Raw genomic sequence first — 16,921 nt, 5'->3', positions numbered from 1 at the left:
CAGAATGTGAAAACGTCAATACAGGTAACCGTGATTTACACCAACGGTGAGAATTCGCAAACAAAGATTAAAAAAAGTGCAGAAGGACATTTTCAGCAGGGAAATTTGTGCTACGCGCACTATGCCAGAATAAACATCTTCATATTTCGCAACATTTGGTGATTAACATTTATGCAAATTATTAAAACTTTCTAAATTAATGCTGCATATCTGAGCGATTAATGCCATGAACGCTAAAGCGCACAGCGGAAAATGCCAGGTTCAGCCATAAGTAGCGCAAAAAAAGTTTCAAGCAAATATAAAAAAAGGCAATGGAATATGTCACAGAATCGTTAACAGTCAGTGGGAAGTGGTGCACAATTTTTGCAGATAAAAGGAAGGTCAATTTTGGTCGGAGAGAGAGGATTACTCGCCACTAATGCAAAAAACCCTGCTCGTTGAGCAGGGTTTTGAATTTGGTCGGTGATAGAGGATTCGAACCTCCGACCCCTTCGTCCCGAACGAAGTGCGCTACCAGGCTGCGCCAATCACCGAATGCGGGGCGCATCTTACTGCTCAGCCGCGCCCCCGTCAATCCCTTAGTATCAAAATGCCATTTGATCGGCGAGAAAGTCAGCAGCCCAATTACTGAGCCGTAACCTTCTTCGCGTCCGGGATACGGCACCAGTTGTTATTCTCGTTAATACCGCCATTTGGCGAGGTATAACCGAGGCAACCCAAGATAGTGTCGTACAGTTCCACATGACGACGCGGCACCTTCATATCAGCTTCTTGCTTCAGGTGTGCAAACGCCTTCGCATGGTCTGGGTCTTCCAGATATTTATCTGACATCCACACCAGCATAGGAACGCGGAACTGCTCTGGCGGAGCCATTTTACGCGGCGTACCGTGCAGGTGCTCACGCTCGTTAATCGACTCACCGTGATCGGCGGCGTAGAACACTATCGCTTTCTTATCCCGCAGTTGATCAAACACTTTGGTAATAAAGTGATCAACATAGGTTACCGAGTTATCAAAAGAGTTAATCATCTCGGCTTTCGAGCAACCGCTATCCACATTGACACACTCCGGCTTCCACTGCGCATATTCGCGGGTGTAGCGCTGCGTGTAGTTAAAATGCGAACCTTTGGTATGCAGAATAATCAGACGTTTGCCATCATCATCCGTCGGTTGCAGAGACTGCTGCATTTCGGTAATCAACAGCATATCGTCAACGTTCTTGCCACGGTTACGCGGCTCTGCGCCAATCTGCTCTCGGTAAGCGATGTTCTCCGCCATGGTATTGCTGTAGAACCACATCTCGCTTTGCATCGCGTAGAGGTCTGTCTTGAACCCTAACTGACCGAGCACGGAAAAGACGTTTTGTTCTTTCAGGGTACGCTGCGGGTTTTCTTCCGCCCCACCTTCACGCACAAACATACAGCGCAGCGAAAGCTTGGTCGCCGTGTCACAGGAATATCCACGGAACGCGGCCAGGTTTTTCTCCTGGGCGAGCCTTGGCGTGGTATTTCGCTCATAGCCAAAAATCCCCATATGGTCCCAGCGGGTGGTTTCGCCGATAATAAAGACCACATAGGTGTCGTCGAGGTTCTTAGGCTCAACATAGGTAAATTTCTTCGCCGGGTTCATCAGCGATTTGTTGTCTGAGGATTCATCCACCTGTGCCCAGGCGTACAAACCCAGCGCAGAGAGCCAGTTTGACGGCAAGTAAGAGTTCGCCACAACCCCGCCATAGCTGGGTAAATCGATACCTGTTTCTCGCTCTACGCTTCTCTGTTGCATGCTCAGCAGGCGAATCGGCGCCCATACCATCAGGCCGGCCAGTAAAACTACCGCTACGCTACGCCACCTCATGCCCGGTGTACGAATTTGTCTCATCAACGTGTAGCGGCAGCGGTTACTCCAAATCAGCACCAAGGGAATAATACTGACCGAAACCAGCCACACGATGAAATGCCAGCCGACGACTTCTTTCGATAAATCAATATCCGTGGTCATTACGGAGGCGATAATACCGTAACCAATTACCACGTTCAGGAAGGTCATATAATAACTGGCGCCAGCAGAACACAGCACCAAACAGGTTGCCAGGACACGCCAGGCGCGGCGGCCAAACAAAGAGAGAAGTCGTAGTAAAAAGAAGGTCACCAGCACAGTGCCGGCCAATTCAACAACCGCGGAGAGTCCTTTCCAGACGGTAAAATCGTGCGCATATCCGCTAAAGCGACGGAAAAATACAGCACAGTTCATAAACAAACCGATATAGATTGCCAGCAAGAAACTGAGTTTCTGCTGCGTCATCGACTTAATGTATCTCATGCAAACAAACCCTGGAAATCGGGATAAAAAACCCTGAGCAGCGATCAATCAGACCTGACAGAGGAAAAATGCGACAACAGCAGAGGTGAAATGTCTACGGGCGCGGGTAAGTAGACCACAGGAGGGAGCAAAAGTGCTTATAGAGAATGAAAATGGCGCATAAATTTTTGTAAATATATGCGCCAGGTATTAATCATACTACTAATAGATTTAGGCGTGCGCCTCGGTATAGACGCTACGTTGTGGCTGACGAATAGTGGTAGAAAGCGCCAGCGAAATGATTAACAGCGCAAAGATAACGCAGAAGGTCACATAGAACCCGCCAAACAGCGAGGCGATAATGGAACCGCAAATGCTACCGATACCGAAGCCCAGGTAAATAACACCGTAGTTTTTAGCCAGGTTATTCAGACCGAAGAACTCGCTGACCAGTGACGGGAATACGGTGATGGTGCCGCCAAAGTTAAATGCGACACAGGCAATAGCCATAAAGAAGGTTACGTCATTCAGCGGCGCGAACAACAGTGCAGCCATACCGACCAGCGAAACGACCTGACCAATGGTGATCACGCGAATACGGGAGATTTTATCGGACAGAATCCCCAGCACCAGACGACCCGACAGGTTCGCGATAGAAATGACGGTAACCGCATTCGCCGCCGTCGCCACATCCATATGCGCCAGGCTTTGTGCGATATCTTTCGCCACGCCAATGACGTACAGACCGCTCATACACGCTGTCAGGAACATGACTGCCAGCATCCAGTACTGCGGTTTGCGCATGGACTGCGCCAGGGTGTAGTCGTTCTCAACTACGCCATTCTTCGCTTTCACTTCCTGATTCGGCGCATCTTTCATCAGCGTAGAGCCAAAGACGATCATCACCAGTACGATCGCGCCCCAAATCATGAAGGTTTTTTCCAGGCCCACGGTGCTCAGCAGTTGGCTGTCGATAAATTTAAAACCGAGGCTGCCAAGGCCATAAGAACCGATGGCAAAGGCGGAAATCAGCCCTTTACGCTCAGGGAACCATTTTACGCAGTTGGAAAGCGTTAACAGGTAACCTGCACCATCCGCCAGACCAACCAGCACACCGGCGCTCAGCCACAGCATAATCAGGCTGTTGGAATGGGCGGTTAAGAAGAAACCGACGCCGAGTAAAATACCGGAGGCCATGGTGACGCGTTTCACGCCAAAACGTTCCTGCAGCTTGCCGGCAACGGAAGAGGAAATCGCCAGCCCGAGGCTCAGCAGGCCAAAGGAAAATGCCACCTGACTTACCGGCGCATCGAGCTTAGAAGAGAGCGCGCCATTAAACAGGCTCCAGGTATAAACAGAACCTAAAGCAAATTGGGTAATAATCGTGCCGATCAGTGTTAGCCAGCGAGTGCGCTGATAATCAGAAGTTTTCATGGCAGTCTTCCTGCATAAGCAAAATGGGAAATTCTCTGCCAACAACCATACCGAAGCGCTTTTATGGCCAGGAGAAAACGGCATGAAATGCCACCAGGACGGAATGAAATGCCTGGAATGCGGAATGAATGACGAGACAAAAAGTCGGGTTACTGAATTTTATCGTAAGAGTTAGTACACGCTATCGCTGAGGGGCTTGTGATTGTTGATCTCAATATGTAACAGAGATGTTTATATGATGATTGTTTGCGTTAAAATTTGGCACTCACTCCCATGGTGTACATATAGTCGCTGTTATTGGTGCTATTTTCCGCCTGCGAAAGCGCCGCGTAAGCCGCCATGTGCCGGTTCAACAGCATATCTGCGCCAACGGTAACATCCAGCCAGTTACCGTCTTGACCCGCCGCCGTCATGCGACTGAGGCCCGACTGCGCTTTCCAGATATTCTCGCCAAACTGCTGGTTATAGCTGATTTGCGCCCACGGTCGCACATCACCGAACTGAGAATTGACTCGCCAGCCTAACGTGCTGACGCTGGCATGCCACAGCGGATCGTTCTGCGTTACCGACGTCACGCTATCGCCAAATTCGTTGTAAGTAGACGTGGTCGAACCGTCATAATGCAGCGCGGCCACCGGACCAGTCATCACCTGCCTTGAAAGCGGAAAGTTCCAGCCCATACTCATGCCGCTGGTCGCATCCATAGGCGTTTCATCCGCCAGATTCACCACGGGACCCGCCACGTTTTGAGTGGAGCGAATACGTTCTTCCAGAATGTCGTTATAACGTGGTTGGTGATCGCTGTCCCATGTATAACGTTCAGCCGTATGCCCTGACATCGCATCAACGATATATTCTTGTTGCCAGCCATATGCTGTATTGATGAACAGCGCACAAACTACGACGCTCGCCAGAGTTAACCTTTGGCGACCACTACTGTTTCTTATAATCATCAACGCGACTCCAGAAAAGAGCCGAATTCGGCGATATTATTGTCATTGTGTGAAGGATATCGGGCCCATCAGGCCCTGTATTAAATATTGTCTTTTTAGCTGGCGCGTCAAGGCGGGCCGAATGAAATTTTTACGCCAGTAAAAACAGCGAGGAAGAATATGCAGCGTTGCGGATGGGTCAGCCAGGACCCACTTTACATTGCCTACCACGACAAGGAATGGGGCGTCCCCGAAACAGATGGCAACAAGCTGTTCGAAATGATCTGTCTGGAAGGCCAACAGGCCGGTTTATCGTGGATCACCGTGCTAAAGAAACGGGAAAATTATCGCCACGCCTTCCACCATTTTGACCCGGAAAAAGTGGCGGCCATGACCGAAGAGGATGTGGAAAGACTGGTACTGGATGCCGGCATTATTCGCCATAGAGGAAAAATTCAGGCCATTATCGGCAACGCTCGCGCCTTTCTGACCATGGCGCAAAACGGAGAATCGTTTAGCGAGTTCGTCTGGTCGTTTGTTGATAACCAACCGCAACTGACCCGCGCCGCCAACCTGAGCGATATCCCCACCTCTACACCTGCGTCAGATGCACTGTCTAAAGCGTTAAAAAAACGCGGATTTAAGTTTGTCGGCACCACCATCTGTTACTCCTTTATGCAGGCATGCGGCCTGGTCAACGACCATGTCACCACCTGTATCTGTTACCCGGGAGAACAACATGATTCGTGAATCAAAGGCTGACGATCTACCGTCGATTCTGGCGCTGTGGATGGAAAGCACGATCCATGCCCATCCGTTTATCGAAGAACGCTACTGGCGCGAAAGTGAATCCATCGTGCGGGATGTTTACCTGCCAGCCGCACAAACCTGGGTATGGGAAGAAGAAGGGGTGCTCAAAGGCTTTGCCAGCGTCATTGACGACCGCTTTCTCGGCGCGCTGTTCGTCGCGCCTGCCGCCATCAGAAGCGGGATCGGCAAAGCGCTGGTGCAGCATGTACAGCAGCGCTTTTCGTTACTCAGCCTCGAGGTCTACCAGAAGAATCAATCAGCGGTGAACTTCTACCATGCGCTGGGTTTTCGCATTGAAGATGGCGCATGGCAGGAAGAGACTCACCATCCCACGTGGATTATGGGTTGGCAGGCGGATCAAACGCCGTAAGCGTCAACGTTGGTCCGCTGTATTTTTCGAGCCACGCCAGCGCAGTGTTGCCCGCACAGCCATTCCCCAGCTTCGAGCTGGGGAGATCTTTGGTCAGCACGTTGACGGCGCCATTTTTACAAATACCGTTGGCGGCGAGGTCCAAATCAGGCCAGGCGCCCTCATGAATACAGATGACACCGGGTTTAATTCCCGTCGTCACGACCGCTCCCGCCAGAACGTGCCCACGCTGGTTCCACACCCTGACCGTGTCGCCATCCGCAATACCGCGCGCTTTGGCATCCTGCGGATGAATCGTGACGGGCTCACGATCCGCTACCGCATACTGTTCGCGCAACGCGCTGTAATTAAGCTGACTGTGCAAACGGTGCGCCGGATGGGCGGAAAGCAGCTGTAACTGGCCCGACTCGGCGTTACCGAACCACTCATCCGGCTCCAGCCACATCGGATGCCCCGCACAGTCCGCGTAACCGTAACTGGCAATCCTCGCGGAGTAGATTTCAATTTTACCGCTGTCCGTTTTCAGCGGATGCGCCTGTGGGTTGCGGCGAAAATCCGCGAAACGGATAAACTGCGCGCTGGCGGCGTTTTCTGGCATTTCGATCAGCGCATTCCGCTGCCAAAACTCGGTGAATGGCGGCAACGTCACCTGCTGGCTAGCCCCACGCTGCCCGGCAATGTTGTAAAAAGTCTCCAGCCATTCCAGCTCGCTTTTGCCTTCGGTAAATCGCTCATACCCGCCCTTCTCCCAGCGTTCACTCAGCTCGGCAAAGACATCAAAATCATTTCGCGCTTCATCCTGCGGCGATACAACCTGCTTCATCGGCACCAGATGCTGGTTGCTGTAATCGCCGGTCATGGTCAAATCATTACGCTCAAAAGACGTCGTCGCCGGCAGCACGATATCGGCATGCTTCGCTGCGGCTGTCCAGAAACACTCCGAGATAACCACCAGCTCCGGTTTTTGCCAGGCGCGAATCAGACGGTTGGTGTCCTGATGATGGGTGAAGTTGGCGCCGCCCGCCCACCACAGCATACGGATGTCCGGGAAATGGCGGTCCATACCGTTGTGCTGATAAAAACCACCGGGGTTCTCCAGCGCTTCAACAATTCGCGCCACCGGGATTTTATCTACCGCGTCGGTACCGTTTTTAACGCTGCCCTGCATTGAAGCCAGCACCGCAGCGCGGCGCGTTGGGTTGCCGCCGTTAGCAAAATGGTACGACAGCCCAAAGCCGCCGCCAGGTGTCCCGATTTGCCCGAGCATGGCAGCCAGCGTGACAATCATCCAGTGTTTCTGCTCGCCATACTGCTGGCGTTGCATACCCCATCCCGCCATTAGCATGGTGGTATTTTGGTGAAATATCGCCGCAAGTTCACGTATTTTCGCCGCCGGAACACCACAAATTTCAGCGGCCCATTCTGCCGTTTTTGCAACATCGTCAGATTTGCCCAGCAGATAGTCGGCAAAACGGTCATATCCGGTCGTACACCGGGCGAGAAAGTCCGCGTCGTGCCAGCCGTTTTCCACCAGCGTATGCGCGATACCCAGCATCAGCGCCACGTCGGTCCCCATATGCGGAGCGATCCATTCCATCTTCTCGCCAAAGAAATCGACGCTTTCCGATCGCATCGGATCGATACAGATCAACCGCTTCCCGCTGCCACGCAGTGCCTCAAAGTAAGCGAGGCCCTGCTCGTCGGAGGCGTTCCAGGCAATTTTCAGGGTATTCAGCGGATTGGCGCTCCATAACACCACCACTTCGCTGTTCTCCAGCACCACCGGCCAACTGGTCTGCTGCTGGTAAACTTCGTTACCGCCCACCACGTACGGCATGATGGCCTGCGCAGCACCCGTCGAGTAATCCCCCAGATGCCCGGTATAACCACCCGCCAGCGCCATATAACGCTGTAGCAGGGTTGCGGCTTTGTGTAACACGCCGTTGGAACGCCAGCCGTAGGAACCGGCAAAAATCGAGGCCGGGCCGTAGCTGTCACGGATGCGTTTATGCTGCGTATGGATAAGATTCAGCGCGTAGTCCCAACTGACACGAACAAATTCATCCTGCCCGCGCACACCCTGCGGATCCTCCGGCGAGGCGAGAAAGCCTTTACGCACCATGGGAAAACGTACCCGCGTTTTACTGTGTACCTGGTCGCGCACCACGGTTTGCAAAGAGTTGGGATGGGCGGTGGGCAGCACGCCGCGAGAGGAGAAAACCGTCTCGCCATCGGTTTCGACGAGAATAGGTCCCCAGTGGGCGGCGGTTAACACCGAGTAATGTGCGGGTGAATTAGCCAAGATGGCGCTCCTGAATGCGATGTGACGGCTTATTTATTATGCCGTTCAATGTTACTTACAAATTTCAGAGTCTTCCCTGGAATTTTCTTCATGTTCACACGTCATAATCAACCGCCACGGTCGCTGTGGCAAAGAAGAAAAAGTCATTAAGGAATTAAGATGAAGAAACGTGTTTTTGTTATTGCTGCCATCGTGAGCGGCGCCCTGGCGGTTTCTGGCTGCACAACAAACCCTTACACCGGAGAACGCGAAGCGGGTAAATCCGGCATTGGCGCGGGTATTGGCTCTCTGGTCGGCGCGGGTATTGGCGCACTCTCTTCTTCGAAGAAAGATCGCGGCAAAGGCGCTCTGATTGGTGCGGCGGCTGGCGCGGCCGTTGGCGGCGGTGTCGGCTATTACATGGACGTGCAGGAAGCAAAACTGCGCGACAAAATGCAGGGAACGGGCGTCAGCGTGACGCGCAGTGGCGATAACATCATCCTGAATATGCCAAATAACGTCACCTTCGACAGCAACAGCAGCAACCTGAAACCTGCGGGTGCCAACACCCTGACCGGCGTGGCAATGGTACTGAAAGAGTACAATAAAACCGCCGTCAACGTGCTCGGCTTCACCGACAGCACCGGCAGTCAGGATCTGAATATGCGCCTGTCGCAACAGCGCGCGGACTCCGTGGCCAGCGCCTTAATCACTCAAGGCGTCGCCGCTAACCGTATCCGCACTCAGGGTATGGGCCCGGCAAACCCGATCGCCAGTAACAGCACGGCGGAAGGTAAAGCACAAAACCGCCGCGTAGAGATCACCTTAAGCCCGCTCCAGTAACGTTTTGTGCCGGATAATGGCAGCGTCTTATCCGGCATGAAGCACTTGCCATCGTTGATTTTCGCGTTAAGGTGTTGTCACCAAATTTAGGGAAATCAGCGATGAGCAAATCAACACGGGCAACCATCAGCGATGTGGCGAAAGCCGCAAAAACCGGCAAGACCAGCATTTCACGCTACCTCAACGGTGAAAAGCACCTGCTTTCCGACGCGCTACTGGCCCGCATTGAACAAGCCATTGCCGATCTCGACTACCGTCCCAGCCTGATGGCAAGAGGCCTGAAACACGGTCGTACCCGTCTGATTGGTCTGATCATCGCCGATATTACTAATCCCTACTCCGTCAACGTGTTAAGCGGGATTGAAGCCGCCTGTCGCGATAAGGGCTTTACCCCGCTGGTGTGTAACACCAACAACGAAGTGGATCAGGAGCTGCATTATCTCGACCTGCTGCGCAGCTACCAGGTCGAAGGGATTGTGGTCAACGCCGTTGGAATGCGCGAAGAGGGGCTGAACCGCCTGCAACAGTCTGCGCTGCCGATGGTTCTGATTGACCGTAAAATTCCCGATTTTGCCTGTGATATGGTCGGGCTGGATAACACCCAAGCGGCAACGGTTGCCACTGAACATCTGGTCGAGCAAGGTTTTGAAGCCATCCTGTTCCTCAGCGAGCCGCTGGGCATGGTGAATACCCGCCGCGAACGCCTGAGCGCTTTTCGCGCCACGCTCGCACAGTACCCCGGCGTTATCGCGCAAAATGCCGAAGTCCCGCTAACGGACAATACGCAACTGGATGACACGCTGCGCCAGTTTCACCAGCAGCATCGGGGGATGCGCAAAGCCGTTATCTCTGCCAACGGCGCTCTCACGCTGCAGGTTGCCCGCGCCCTGAAGCGCATTGGCCTTAACTGGGGCAGCGATATCGGCCTGCTCGGTTTTGACGAACTGGAATGGGCGGAGCTGGCGGGCGTCGGTATCACCACGTTGAAACAACCCACATGGCAGATTGGCTACACCGCCGTTGAGCAGGTTGTACGCCGAATTGATGGCGGCTCTGCAGCCATTCAGGAACAGGTATTCTCCGGCGAGCTGATCGTGCGCGGCTCAACTGCCCGTTAAATTTCCTTCGTGATGGTGATCATAAATTCGACATCATGAGCTTTTCTTTGGAACCGGTTCCATCTAGCGTTATAACAAGAATGCTAGTCTGGAGTTTCCATGAAAAGAAAAATTATGGTGGTTACCGCCGCCTACGGCTACGACCAGGTGCGGGCCGCAGGCGGGCAAACGGCAATGTTACCCATCATTGCCGAAGCCGGTGCTGACGGCGTCGAAATCCGCCGCGAGTTATTAACCGACGCCGAGCTGAAAACGCTGTCCACAACGGCCTCTGCAATCGAACTCTTCGGCCTGCTGGCCTGTTATTCAGCGCCTGAACCGTTATTCCTTGAGGATGGGAACCTGAATCCCCGACTTCCGCAGCTCCTCGAAGAAGCGCAGGCCCTACAGGCGCTGTGGTTAAAAGTCTCTCTCGGTCATTTTTCCCATACCGAACAGTTCGACGATTTACGTGAATGGCTGGACAACAGCGGTATGGAGCTGGTTGTGGAAAACGATCAGACCGCCTGCGGACGCCTGCAGCCGATGCAACGCTTTAATGAAGCCTGTCAGACGCAAAACCTGCCGATATCTCTGACTTTCGATATGGGCAACTGGCTGTGGGTTGGCGACTCCCCGGAACAGGCCGCGCAGAACCTGGCGCCAACCGTCGGATATATCCATGTCAAAGCCGCTGTTACGCATCGCGATAGCTACCGTGCCGTACCACCTGATAAAGCAGATTCACGCTGGCTGGCGCTGTTAAAAACGCTGCCCAACGATGTTCCGCGCGGTATTGAGTTCCCCCTGGAAGGGCAGGATTTGACGGCGGTTACCCGCCACTACGTCGAGCTGTTACGCGAGGAGTAACACATGAAAAATTCACTGGATGCGGTCACTATTGGTGAAGCGATGGCGATGTTTGTCGCCACGCAAACCGGCGAACTGACGGATGTAGAGCAGTTTATCAAGCGCGTTGCAGGCGCTGAACTCAACGTGGCGACCGGTCTTGCTCGTCTGGGCCTGAAGGTCGGCTGGGTGAGCCGCGTAGGCAACGACAGTTTTGGTCGTTTTATCGTTAAGTCGCTGGAAAAAGAAGGGATAGATGCGCAGGGAGTTACCCAGGACGGGCGTTACGCTACCGGCTTTCAGCTTAAATCTAAGGTCGAAAATGGAACCGATCCCATTGTGGAGTATTTCCGCAAAGGGTCCGCCGCCAGCCACCTCAGCGTTGAGGATTATCACGAGGACTATTTCGCCAGCGCGCGCCACTTGCACCTGAGCGGCGTGGCGGCTGCGCTTTCTGCCAGCTCCTATGAACTACTGGCGCACACCGCCCGCACGCTGAAAGCCCAGGGGAAGACCATCTCGTTCGACCCAAATTTGCGTCCGGTGCTGTGGAAAAGCGAAGCCGAGATGGTGGAAAAACTGAACCGGCTGGCATTCCAGGCTGACTGGGTTTTACCTGGATTAAAAGAGGGGATGATTTTAACCGGCCAACAGACGCCTGAAGCCATCGCCGACTTTTATCTGCGTCACGGAGTGAAGGCCGTGATCATCAAAACCGGGGCTGATGGCGCCTGGTACAAAACAGCCAGCGGTGAACAAGGTTGCGTTGCACCGGTAAAAGTCGACAACGTGGTCGATACGGTCGGCGCAGGCGATGGCTTTGCCGTGGGCGTTATCAGCGCCCTGCTGGAAGGCCGTTCGCTGCATCAGGCGGTGACCCGCGGCAATAAAATCGGCGCACTGGCCATTCAGGTTCAGGGCGACAGCGAAGGATTACCCACACGTGAACAATTAGGGGAATAAACTCCCGGCCAACTCTGTCTCTGTACCCTACATACAGAGGCGGCGTATCAGCATAACCAGAGGGCAGTCTATGAATAGCTCAACTAATGCAGCAAAACGCTGGTGGTACATTATGCCAATCGTGTTTATCACGTATAGCCTGGCGTACCTTGACCGTGCGAACTTCAGCTTCGCCTCCGCCGCCGGTATCAACGAGGACCTCGGCATTACCAAAGGGATCTCTTCCCTGCTGGGCGCTCTGTTTTTCCTCGGCTATTTCTTCTTTCAGATCCCAGGCGCGATTTACGCAGAACGGCGCAGCGTACGAAAACTGATTTTTGTCTGTCTGATCCTTTGGGGCGCATGCGCGTCGTTAACCGGTATGGTCAGCAATATTCCAATGCTTGCCGCCATCCGCTTTATTCTTGGCGTCGTTGAAGCCGCGGTGATGCCCGCAATGCTGATTTATATCAGCAACTGGTTTACGAAATCCGAGCGCTCGCGCGCTAACACTTTCCTGATCCTCGGTAACCCGGTTACCGTCCTGTGGATGTCTGTGGTTTCCGGTTATCTGATCCAGGCGCTGGGCTGGCGGGAAATGTTTATCATCGAGGGCTTCCCGGCCATCATCTGGGCGTTCTGCTGGTGGGTATTGGTAAAAGACAAACCGTCTCAGGTCGGCTGGCTGTCAGAATCTGAAAAAGCCGCCCTTCAGGCGCAACTGGAAAAAGAGCAGCAAGGCATCAAAGCCGTGCGTAACTATAGCGAGGCCTTCCGCTCACGTAACGTCATCCTGCTGTGCATGCAGTATTTCGCCTGGAGTATTGGCGTCTATGGTTTTGTCCTGTGGCTACCGTCGATTATCCGCAACGGCGGCGCAAATCTGGGCATGGTAGAGGTTGGCTGGCTGTCATCCGTACCTTATCTGGCGGCGACGGCGGCGATGATCCTCGTCTCCTGGGCCTCCGATAAGCTGCAAAACCGTAAACTGTTTGTCTGGCCGCTGTTATTGATAGCCGCTTTCGCTTTTATCGGCTCCTGGGCCGTGGGTGCAGACCACTTCTGGATTTCTTACACGCTGTTAGTTATTGCGGGTGCGGCAATGTACGCCCCATATGGCCCCTTCTTCGCCATCATCCCGGAAATGCTGCCGCGCAACGTCGCCGGGGGTGCAATGGCGCTGATTAACAGCATGGGCGCGCTAGGCTCATTCTTTGGTTCATGGTTTGTCGGCTACCTCAATGGCGCAACCGGCAGCCCATCCGCCTCGTACATATTTATGGGGGTAGCGCTTTTTGTCTCAGTATGGCTAACTTTAATTGTTAAGCCTGCTAATAATCAGCAATTACCTATTGGCGCACGCCACGCTTAAATTTTAACTTACGGAGATTCGCATGAAGCCGTCCATTATTCTCTATAAAGCGTTACCTGACGATTTACTGCATCGCCTGGAAGAGCATTTTACTGTGACTCATGTGCCTAACCTGCGCCCGGAAACGGTCGCACAGCACGCCGAGGCTTTTGCCAACGCGGAAGGTCTGCTGGGTTCCAGTGAAGCCGTCAATACCGCCCTACTGGAGAGAATGCCCAGGCTTCGTGCGACATCCACGATTTCCGTAGGTTATGACAACTTCGACGTCGATGCCCTCAACGCGCGCAAGGTGCTGTTGATGCACACGCCAACCGTGCTGACGGAAACTGTCGCCGATACGGTAATGGCGCTGGTGTTAAGCACCGCTCGCCGCGTGGTAGAAGTTGCTGAACGGGTGAAAATTGGCGAGTGGACCAAAAGTATCGGGCCGGACTGGTTTGGTACGGATGTACACCACAAAACGCTGGGGATTGTCGGCATGGGCCGTATTGGTCTGGCGCTGGCGCAACGCGCGCATTTTGGTTTTAGCATGCCGATTCTTTATAACGCGCGCCGTCATCACCAGGAGGCGGAAGAACGCTTCAACGCGCGTTACTGCGACCTCGATACGCTGTTGCAGGAGTCCGATTTTGTCTGCCTGATCCTGCCGTTAACCGCAGAAACGCATCATCTGTTTAGTACCGAACAGTTTGCCAAAATGAAGTCCTCCGCCATTTTCATTAACGCCGGGCGTGGGCCAGTGGTCGATGAAAAAGCGCTGATTGCCGCCCTGCAAAGCGGGGAAATTCATGCCGCAGGCCTGGATGTGTTTGAGCAGGAGCCATTACCAGCAGACTCACCGCTATTGGCGCTGCCAAACGTGGTAGCCGTACCGCACATAGGTTCAGCGACGCATGAAACGCGCTATAACATGGCGGCCTGTGCGGTGGATAACTTAATCGATGCGCTGCAAGGACGCGTTGAGAAGAATTGCGTGAACCCGCAGGTCGCGCCATAAACAAAAGGCCGGGTAGCGCTTACGCTTACCCGGCCTTTTATGTATTACAGCGCCTTCATTACTGAGCGGCATTCACCGCAGCAGTCCAGGCCTGATTAAATGCCTGATGCTGAGAGGCCAACGGGCCAATCAGCGTGTTGTACTGACTTGCCTGCTGTGAAGTTGGGAACTGGATACCGTTAGCGACAAAGCTCACCTGCGTATCCTGCTGTGCCACAAAATCACCAACCTGAACTAACTGCTGCGTGAAGATTTGCGCGGCAGGGATCAGCGGCTGTAGCGCCTCTGAAGGTACAGTGACGACTTTATTGTAGACCTGGTCAAAGACCGGCTTCAGATCCTCGCCCTGCTTCAGCGCGCCATGCGCAGCATCTGCCTGCAGTTTCGCATTCTGCAACTGTTGCCCTAATACGCCCAACGCACCATTTGCCTGACGCAGCGGTTCACGCTGAGTCACATAATCCTGAGGAACACGAATCGCATTTACGCTATCAACCACCGGGCGCAGACCGGAGTCCATTGCCTGATTAACCTGCTGCGAATAGCCATACAGAATCGCGTAATCGGACACAAACGGGCCAAACTGTTTTTTCTGATCGGCGGTCAGCGTTGGTAAACGCTCTCCGCTACGCATTGCAGTATTCTGCAGAAAATCGATAAACGCTTTGCGTTGATCGCCTTCTTTATCAAAACACCCACTCAGGCCAACTACCATTAAGAGCGCCAAAACAGGCGCAAACCAGCGAGAGCAGGACTTACCTGTCGCCATTTTAATACTCCTTTCACCCAAAAATGCGCACAACGACACCCGCGTGCCTGACGTTGACAAGGATAGTCCAGGTCAGCCCCGCAAGATACCCTTTCCGCGTAATCTTGTGGGGGAAAATAACCGCTCCCGCCACCCATCGTTTTGCTAAACAATGCGCCATTTACCACACGACGTCATATTTTAGTCATCTTTACAATCGGGATCGATCGTTCGCAGATCCCGACCTTTATCAGTTCGTTAGCCTGCAAAAGATTGTCGACCCCGATCCGCTGAAACGTATCCATCACGCAAACCTAAAATCCGGCTTCATTTTTTCCGACTACTCTTAATGAGCTTCGATGAAATTCACGATCCCGCTGTGTGATTTGTAGGAGTTCTCAATGGAATACAAAGATCCTATGTTTGAACTGCTGAGCAGTCTGGAGCAGATTGTTTTTAAAGATGTATCGCAGACGGTTACTCTGACGCAAAAAACCAACCCTTTCACCGAATTTGAACAGCTACGACGAGGGACAGGTTTAAAAACAGATGATTTTGCCCGAGTGATGGGCGTGACGGTCGCGACGGTTCATGAATGGGAGTCTAAACGCGTAAAGCCTTCCAATACCGAATTGAAGTTAATGCGCCTGATTCAGGCAGACCCAAGATTAAGTAAGCAACTGATGGATTGAACTATTTTTCAATTTTACTTATGAACGGTCCTGTAAAAGGGCCGTTCCCTTAAGGGGGTTATCCACAAAAAAGAAAATAGTAGTTGCATCCACATGCGTAAAATGAGTTAATGCCCTCAACGGTTTGACGTACAGACCATTACAGCAGTTAGTAAGGCAAGTCCCTTCAAGAGTTATCGTTGATACCCTTCGTAGTGAGCATTTCCTTTACTGTTAAAAAATCTGTAAAGCACGCCATATCGCCGAAAGGCACACTTATTTTTTAAAAGGTAATACACTATGTCCGGTAAAATGACTGGTATCGTAAAATGGTTCAACGCTGACAAAGGTTTCGGCTTCATCACTCCTGACGATGGCTCTAAAGACGTGTTCGTACACTTCTCTGCTATCCAGAACGATGGCTACAAATCTCTGGACGAAGGTCAGAAAGTTTCCTTCACCATCGAAAGCGGCGCTAAAGGCCCGGCAGCTGGCAACGTAACCAGCCTGTAAGCTTAAAAAGCTCAAAATTCTGAATCCCTGCCAAACGGCGGGGATTTTTTTTATCTGTACTTCGCAAGACTCCCCGCCCAAACGCTTCTTTGCATTACTTTACCCGTCCTCCCTTTGACCTTTCCCTAAGGGCAAGCTTTATAGTGAGCCAGTCTGTATTCCACAATATTCACAAGGAATTGAAGTTATGTCGAAATCCTCACTGCTGCTGGTTTTAGGTTTGCTCACAACCGGTAGCGCGTTCGCAGCAACTCCGGAAGCTGCTTTTCTGGCGGAACACGGGCTCAGCGGTAAATCCGTCGAGCAAATCGTCGAGACCATTGACCAGTCGCCGCAGAACCGCCCGCTGCCGTACTCAGCATCTATCACCAGTACCGAACTGAAGCTCTCTTCGGGCGATCAGATTTATACCCTACCGCTCGGTGACAAGTTCTATCTGTCATTTGCCCCCTATGAATGGCAAACACATCCTTGCTTCAACCACAGCCTTTCTGGCTGCCAGGGCGAAATGCCGGAGAAGGCATTCAATGTCAAAGTGACGGATAACAAGGGTGAGGTGATGGTACAAAAAGTGATGAAGAGTGGTCGAAATGGCTTCGTCGGGGTATGGCTACCGCGCAATATGGCAGGCACAATCGCGGTAAGTTACAACGGTAAAACGGCAGAGTATCCCATCAAGACGATGGAAGACAGCCAGACCTGTCTGACAAAATTACAGCTGCGCTAACAACATACAAAAAAGCCGGATGGCACAATGCTTATCC

At 52.8% G+C, this 16,921-nt stretch carries 16 protein-coding genes and 1 tRNA gene; 11 read left to right on the top strand and 6 right to left on the bottom strand.

Translation table 11 applies throughout. The annotated features are described in order from the left end of the window. Positions 1–456: 456 nt before the first annotated feature. The 4 genes from OGW44_RS07580 to OGW44_RS07565 form a co-directional block, all read right to left on the bottom strand. Positions 457–533 (bottom strand) — tRNA-Pro (locus OGW44_RS07580). Positions 534–624: 91 nt separating this feature from the next. Continuing rightward, positions 625–2,319, bottom strand: coding sequence for a kdo(2)-lipid A phosphoethanolamine 7''-transferase (gene eptB / locus OGW44_RS07575; protein ID WP_016157716.1), 1,695 nt, complete (start codon positions 2,317–2,319; stop codon positions 625–627). 210 nt (positions 2,320–2,529) lie between these two features. Further along, positions 2,530–3,732, bottom strand: a complete 1,203-nt coding sequence (locus OGW44_RS07570; protein ID WP_016154906.1) for an L-lactate MFS transporter — start codon at positions 3,730–3,732, stop codon at positions 2,530–2,532. Positions 3,733–3,983: 251 nt separating this feature from the next. Then, positions 3,984–4,685 (bottom strand): autotransporter outer membrane beta-barrel domain-containing protein, encoded by a 702-nt coding sequence (locus OGW44_RS07565; RefSeq protein ID WP_016154907.1) that lies wholly within the window; start codon positions 4,683–4,685, stop codon positions 3,984–3,986. 159 nt (positions 4,686–4,844) lie between these two features. Here OGW44_RS07565 and tag point away from each other — a divergent pair, with 159 nt between their 5' ends. Together tag and OGW44_RS07555 are read left to right on the top strand one after the other, a co-directional pair. Continuing rightward, positions 4,845–5,414, top strand: coding sequence for a DNA-3-methyladenine glycosylase I (tag, locus tag OGW44_RS07560; protein ID WP_016154908.1), 570 nt, complete (start codon positions 4,845–4,847; stop codon positions 5,412–5,414). Then, complete coding sequence (locus OGW44_RS07555) at positions 5,404–5,844, top strand: N-acetyltransferase (RefSeq protein ID WP_016157718.1); 441 nt, start codon at positions 5,404–5,406, stop codon at positions 5,842–5,844. Before tag ends, OGW44_RS07555 begins: the two co-directional genes overlap by 11 nt. Here OGW44_RS07555 and OGW44_RS07550 read toward each other — a convergent pair. After that, positions 5,813–8,146: a molybdopterin guanine dinucleotide-containing S/N-oxide reductase gene (locus OGW44_RS07550; protein ID WP_185654920.1), complete on the bottom strand. Its 2,334-nt coding sequence runs from the start codon at positions 8,144–8,146 to the stop codon at positions 5,813–5,815. The genes OGW44_RS07555 and OGW44_RS07550 overlap by 32 nt on opposite strands. 159 nt (positions 8,147–8,305) lie before the next feature. Here OGW44_RS07550 and OGW44_RS07545 point away from each other — a divergent pair, with 159 nt between their 5' ends. From OGW44_RS07545 to ghrB, 6 genes are all read left to right on the top strand, one after another. Then, entirely contained in the window at positions 8,306–8,968 is a 663-nt protein-coding gene (locus OGW44_RS07545) for an OmpA family lipoprotein (RefSeq protein ID WP_016157720.1), read from the top strand. Positions 8,969–9,069: 101 nt separating this feature from the next. Continuing rightward, the gene (locus tag OGW44_RS07540) at positions 9,070–10,086 is read left to right on the top strand and encodes a LacI family DNA-binding transcriptional regulator (RefSeq protein WP_005133828.1); all 1,017 of its coding nucleotides are present in this window, start codon (positions 9,070–9,072) and stop codon (positions 10,084–10,086) included. A gap of 99 nt (positions 10,087–10,185) precedes the next feature. Beyond that, positions 10,186–10,935 (top strand): sugar phosphate isomerase/epimerase family protein, encoded by a 750-nt coding sequence (locus OGW44_RS07535; RefSeq protein WP_185654919.1) that lies wholly within the window; start codon positions 10,186–10,188, stop codon positions 10,933–10,935. Between the two features lie 3 nt (positions 10,936–10,938). Further along, the gene (locus OGW44_RS07530; protein ID WP_046275780.1) at positions 10,939–11,877 is read left to right on the top strand and encodes a sugar kinase; all 939 of its coding nucleotides are present in this window, start codon (positions 10,939–10,941) and stop codon (positions 11,875–11,877) included. A gap of 70 nt (positions 11,878–11,947) precedes the next feature. Next, entirely contained in the window at positions 11,948–13,228 is a 1,281-nt protein-coding gene (locus tag OGW44_RS07525; RefSeq protein ID WP_003827389.1) for an MFS transporter, read from the top strand. Positions 13,229–13,250: 22 nt separating this feature from the next. Then, on the top strand, positions 13,251–14,225 hold the full coding sequence (gene ghrB / locus OGW44_RS07520; RefSeq protein WP_016154914.1) for a glyoxylate/hydroxypyruvate reductase GhrB: 975 nt from the start codon (positions 13,251–13,253) through the stop codon (positions 14,223–14,225). Positions 14,226–14,283: 58 nt separating this feature from the next. On the opposite strand, the gene OGW44_RS07515 is transcribed toward ghrB, so the two are convergent. Further along, positions 14,284–14,994 (bottom strand): DUF3053 domain-containing protein, encoded by a 711-nt coding sequence (locus OGW44_RS07515; RefSeq protein ID WP_016154915.1) that lies wholly within the window; start codon positions 14,992–14,994, stop codon positions 14,284–14,286. Between the two features lie 380 nt (positions 14,995–15,374). Here OGW44_RS07515 and OGW44_RS07510 point away from each other — a divergent pair, with 380 nt between their 5' ends. The 3 genes from OGW44_RS07510 (at position 15,375) to cueP (ending at position 16,884) form a co-directional block, all read left to right on the top strand. Then, positions 15,375–15,665, top strand: a complete 291-nt coding sequence (locus tag OGW44_RS07510; RefSeq protein WP_016157726.1) for an HTH-type transcriptional regulator — start codon at positions 15,375–15,377, stop codon at positions 15,663–15,665. A 279-nt stretch (positions 15,666–15,944) separates the two neighbouring features. Next, the gene (gene cspE / locus OGW44_RS07505; RefSeq protein WP_000014594.1) at positions 15,945–16,157 is read left to right on the top strand and encodes a transcription antiterminator/RNA stability regulator CspE; all 213 of its coding nucleotides are present in this window, start codon (positions 15,945–15,947) and stop codon (positions 16,155–16,157) included. A gap of 187 nt (positions 16,158–16,344) precedes the next feature. Next, positions 16,345–16,884 carry a copper-binding periplasmic metallochaperone CueP gene (gene cueP, locus OGW44_RS07500; RefSeq protein ID WP_104651747.1) on the top strand — a complete coding sequence of 180 codons (540 nt, stop codon included), beginning with the start codon at positions 16,345–16,347 and terminating at the stop codon, positions 16,882–16,884. The last annotated feature ends 37 nt before the right edge of the window (positions 16,885–16,921 follow it).

The organism is Citrobacter sp. Cb023 (assembly GCF_030336805.1).
Taxonomy (GTDB): domain Bacteria; phylum Pseudomonadota; class Gammaproteobacteria; order Enterobacterales; family Enterobacteriaceae; genus Citrobacter; species Citrobacter braakii.
Note: the sequence above shows the minus strand (reverse complement) of the source record. Positions and strands in the feature narration are given on the sequence as shown.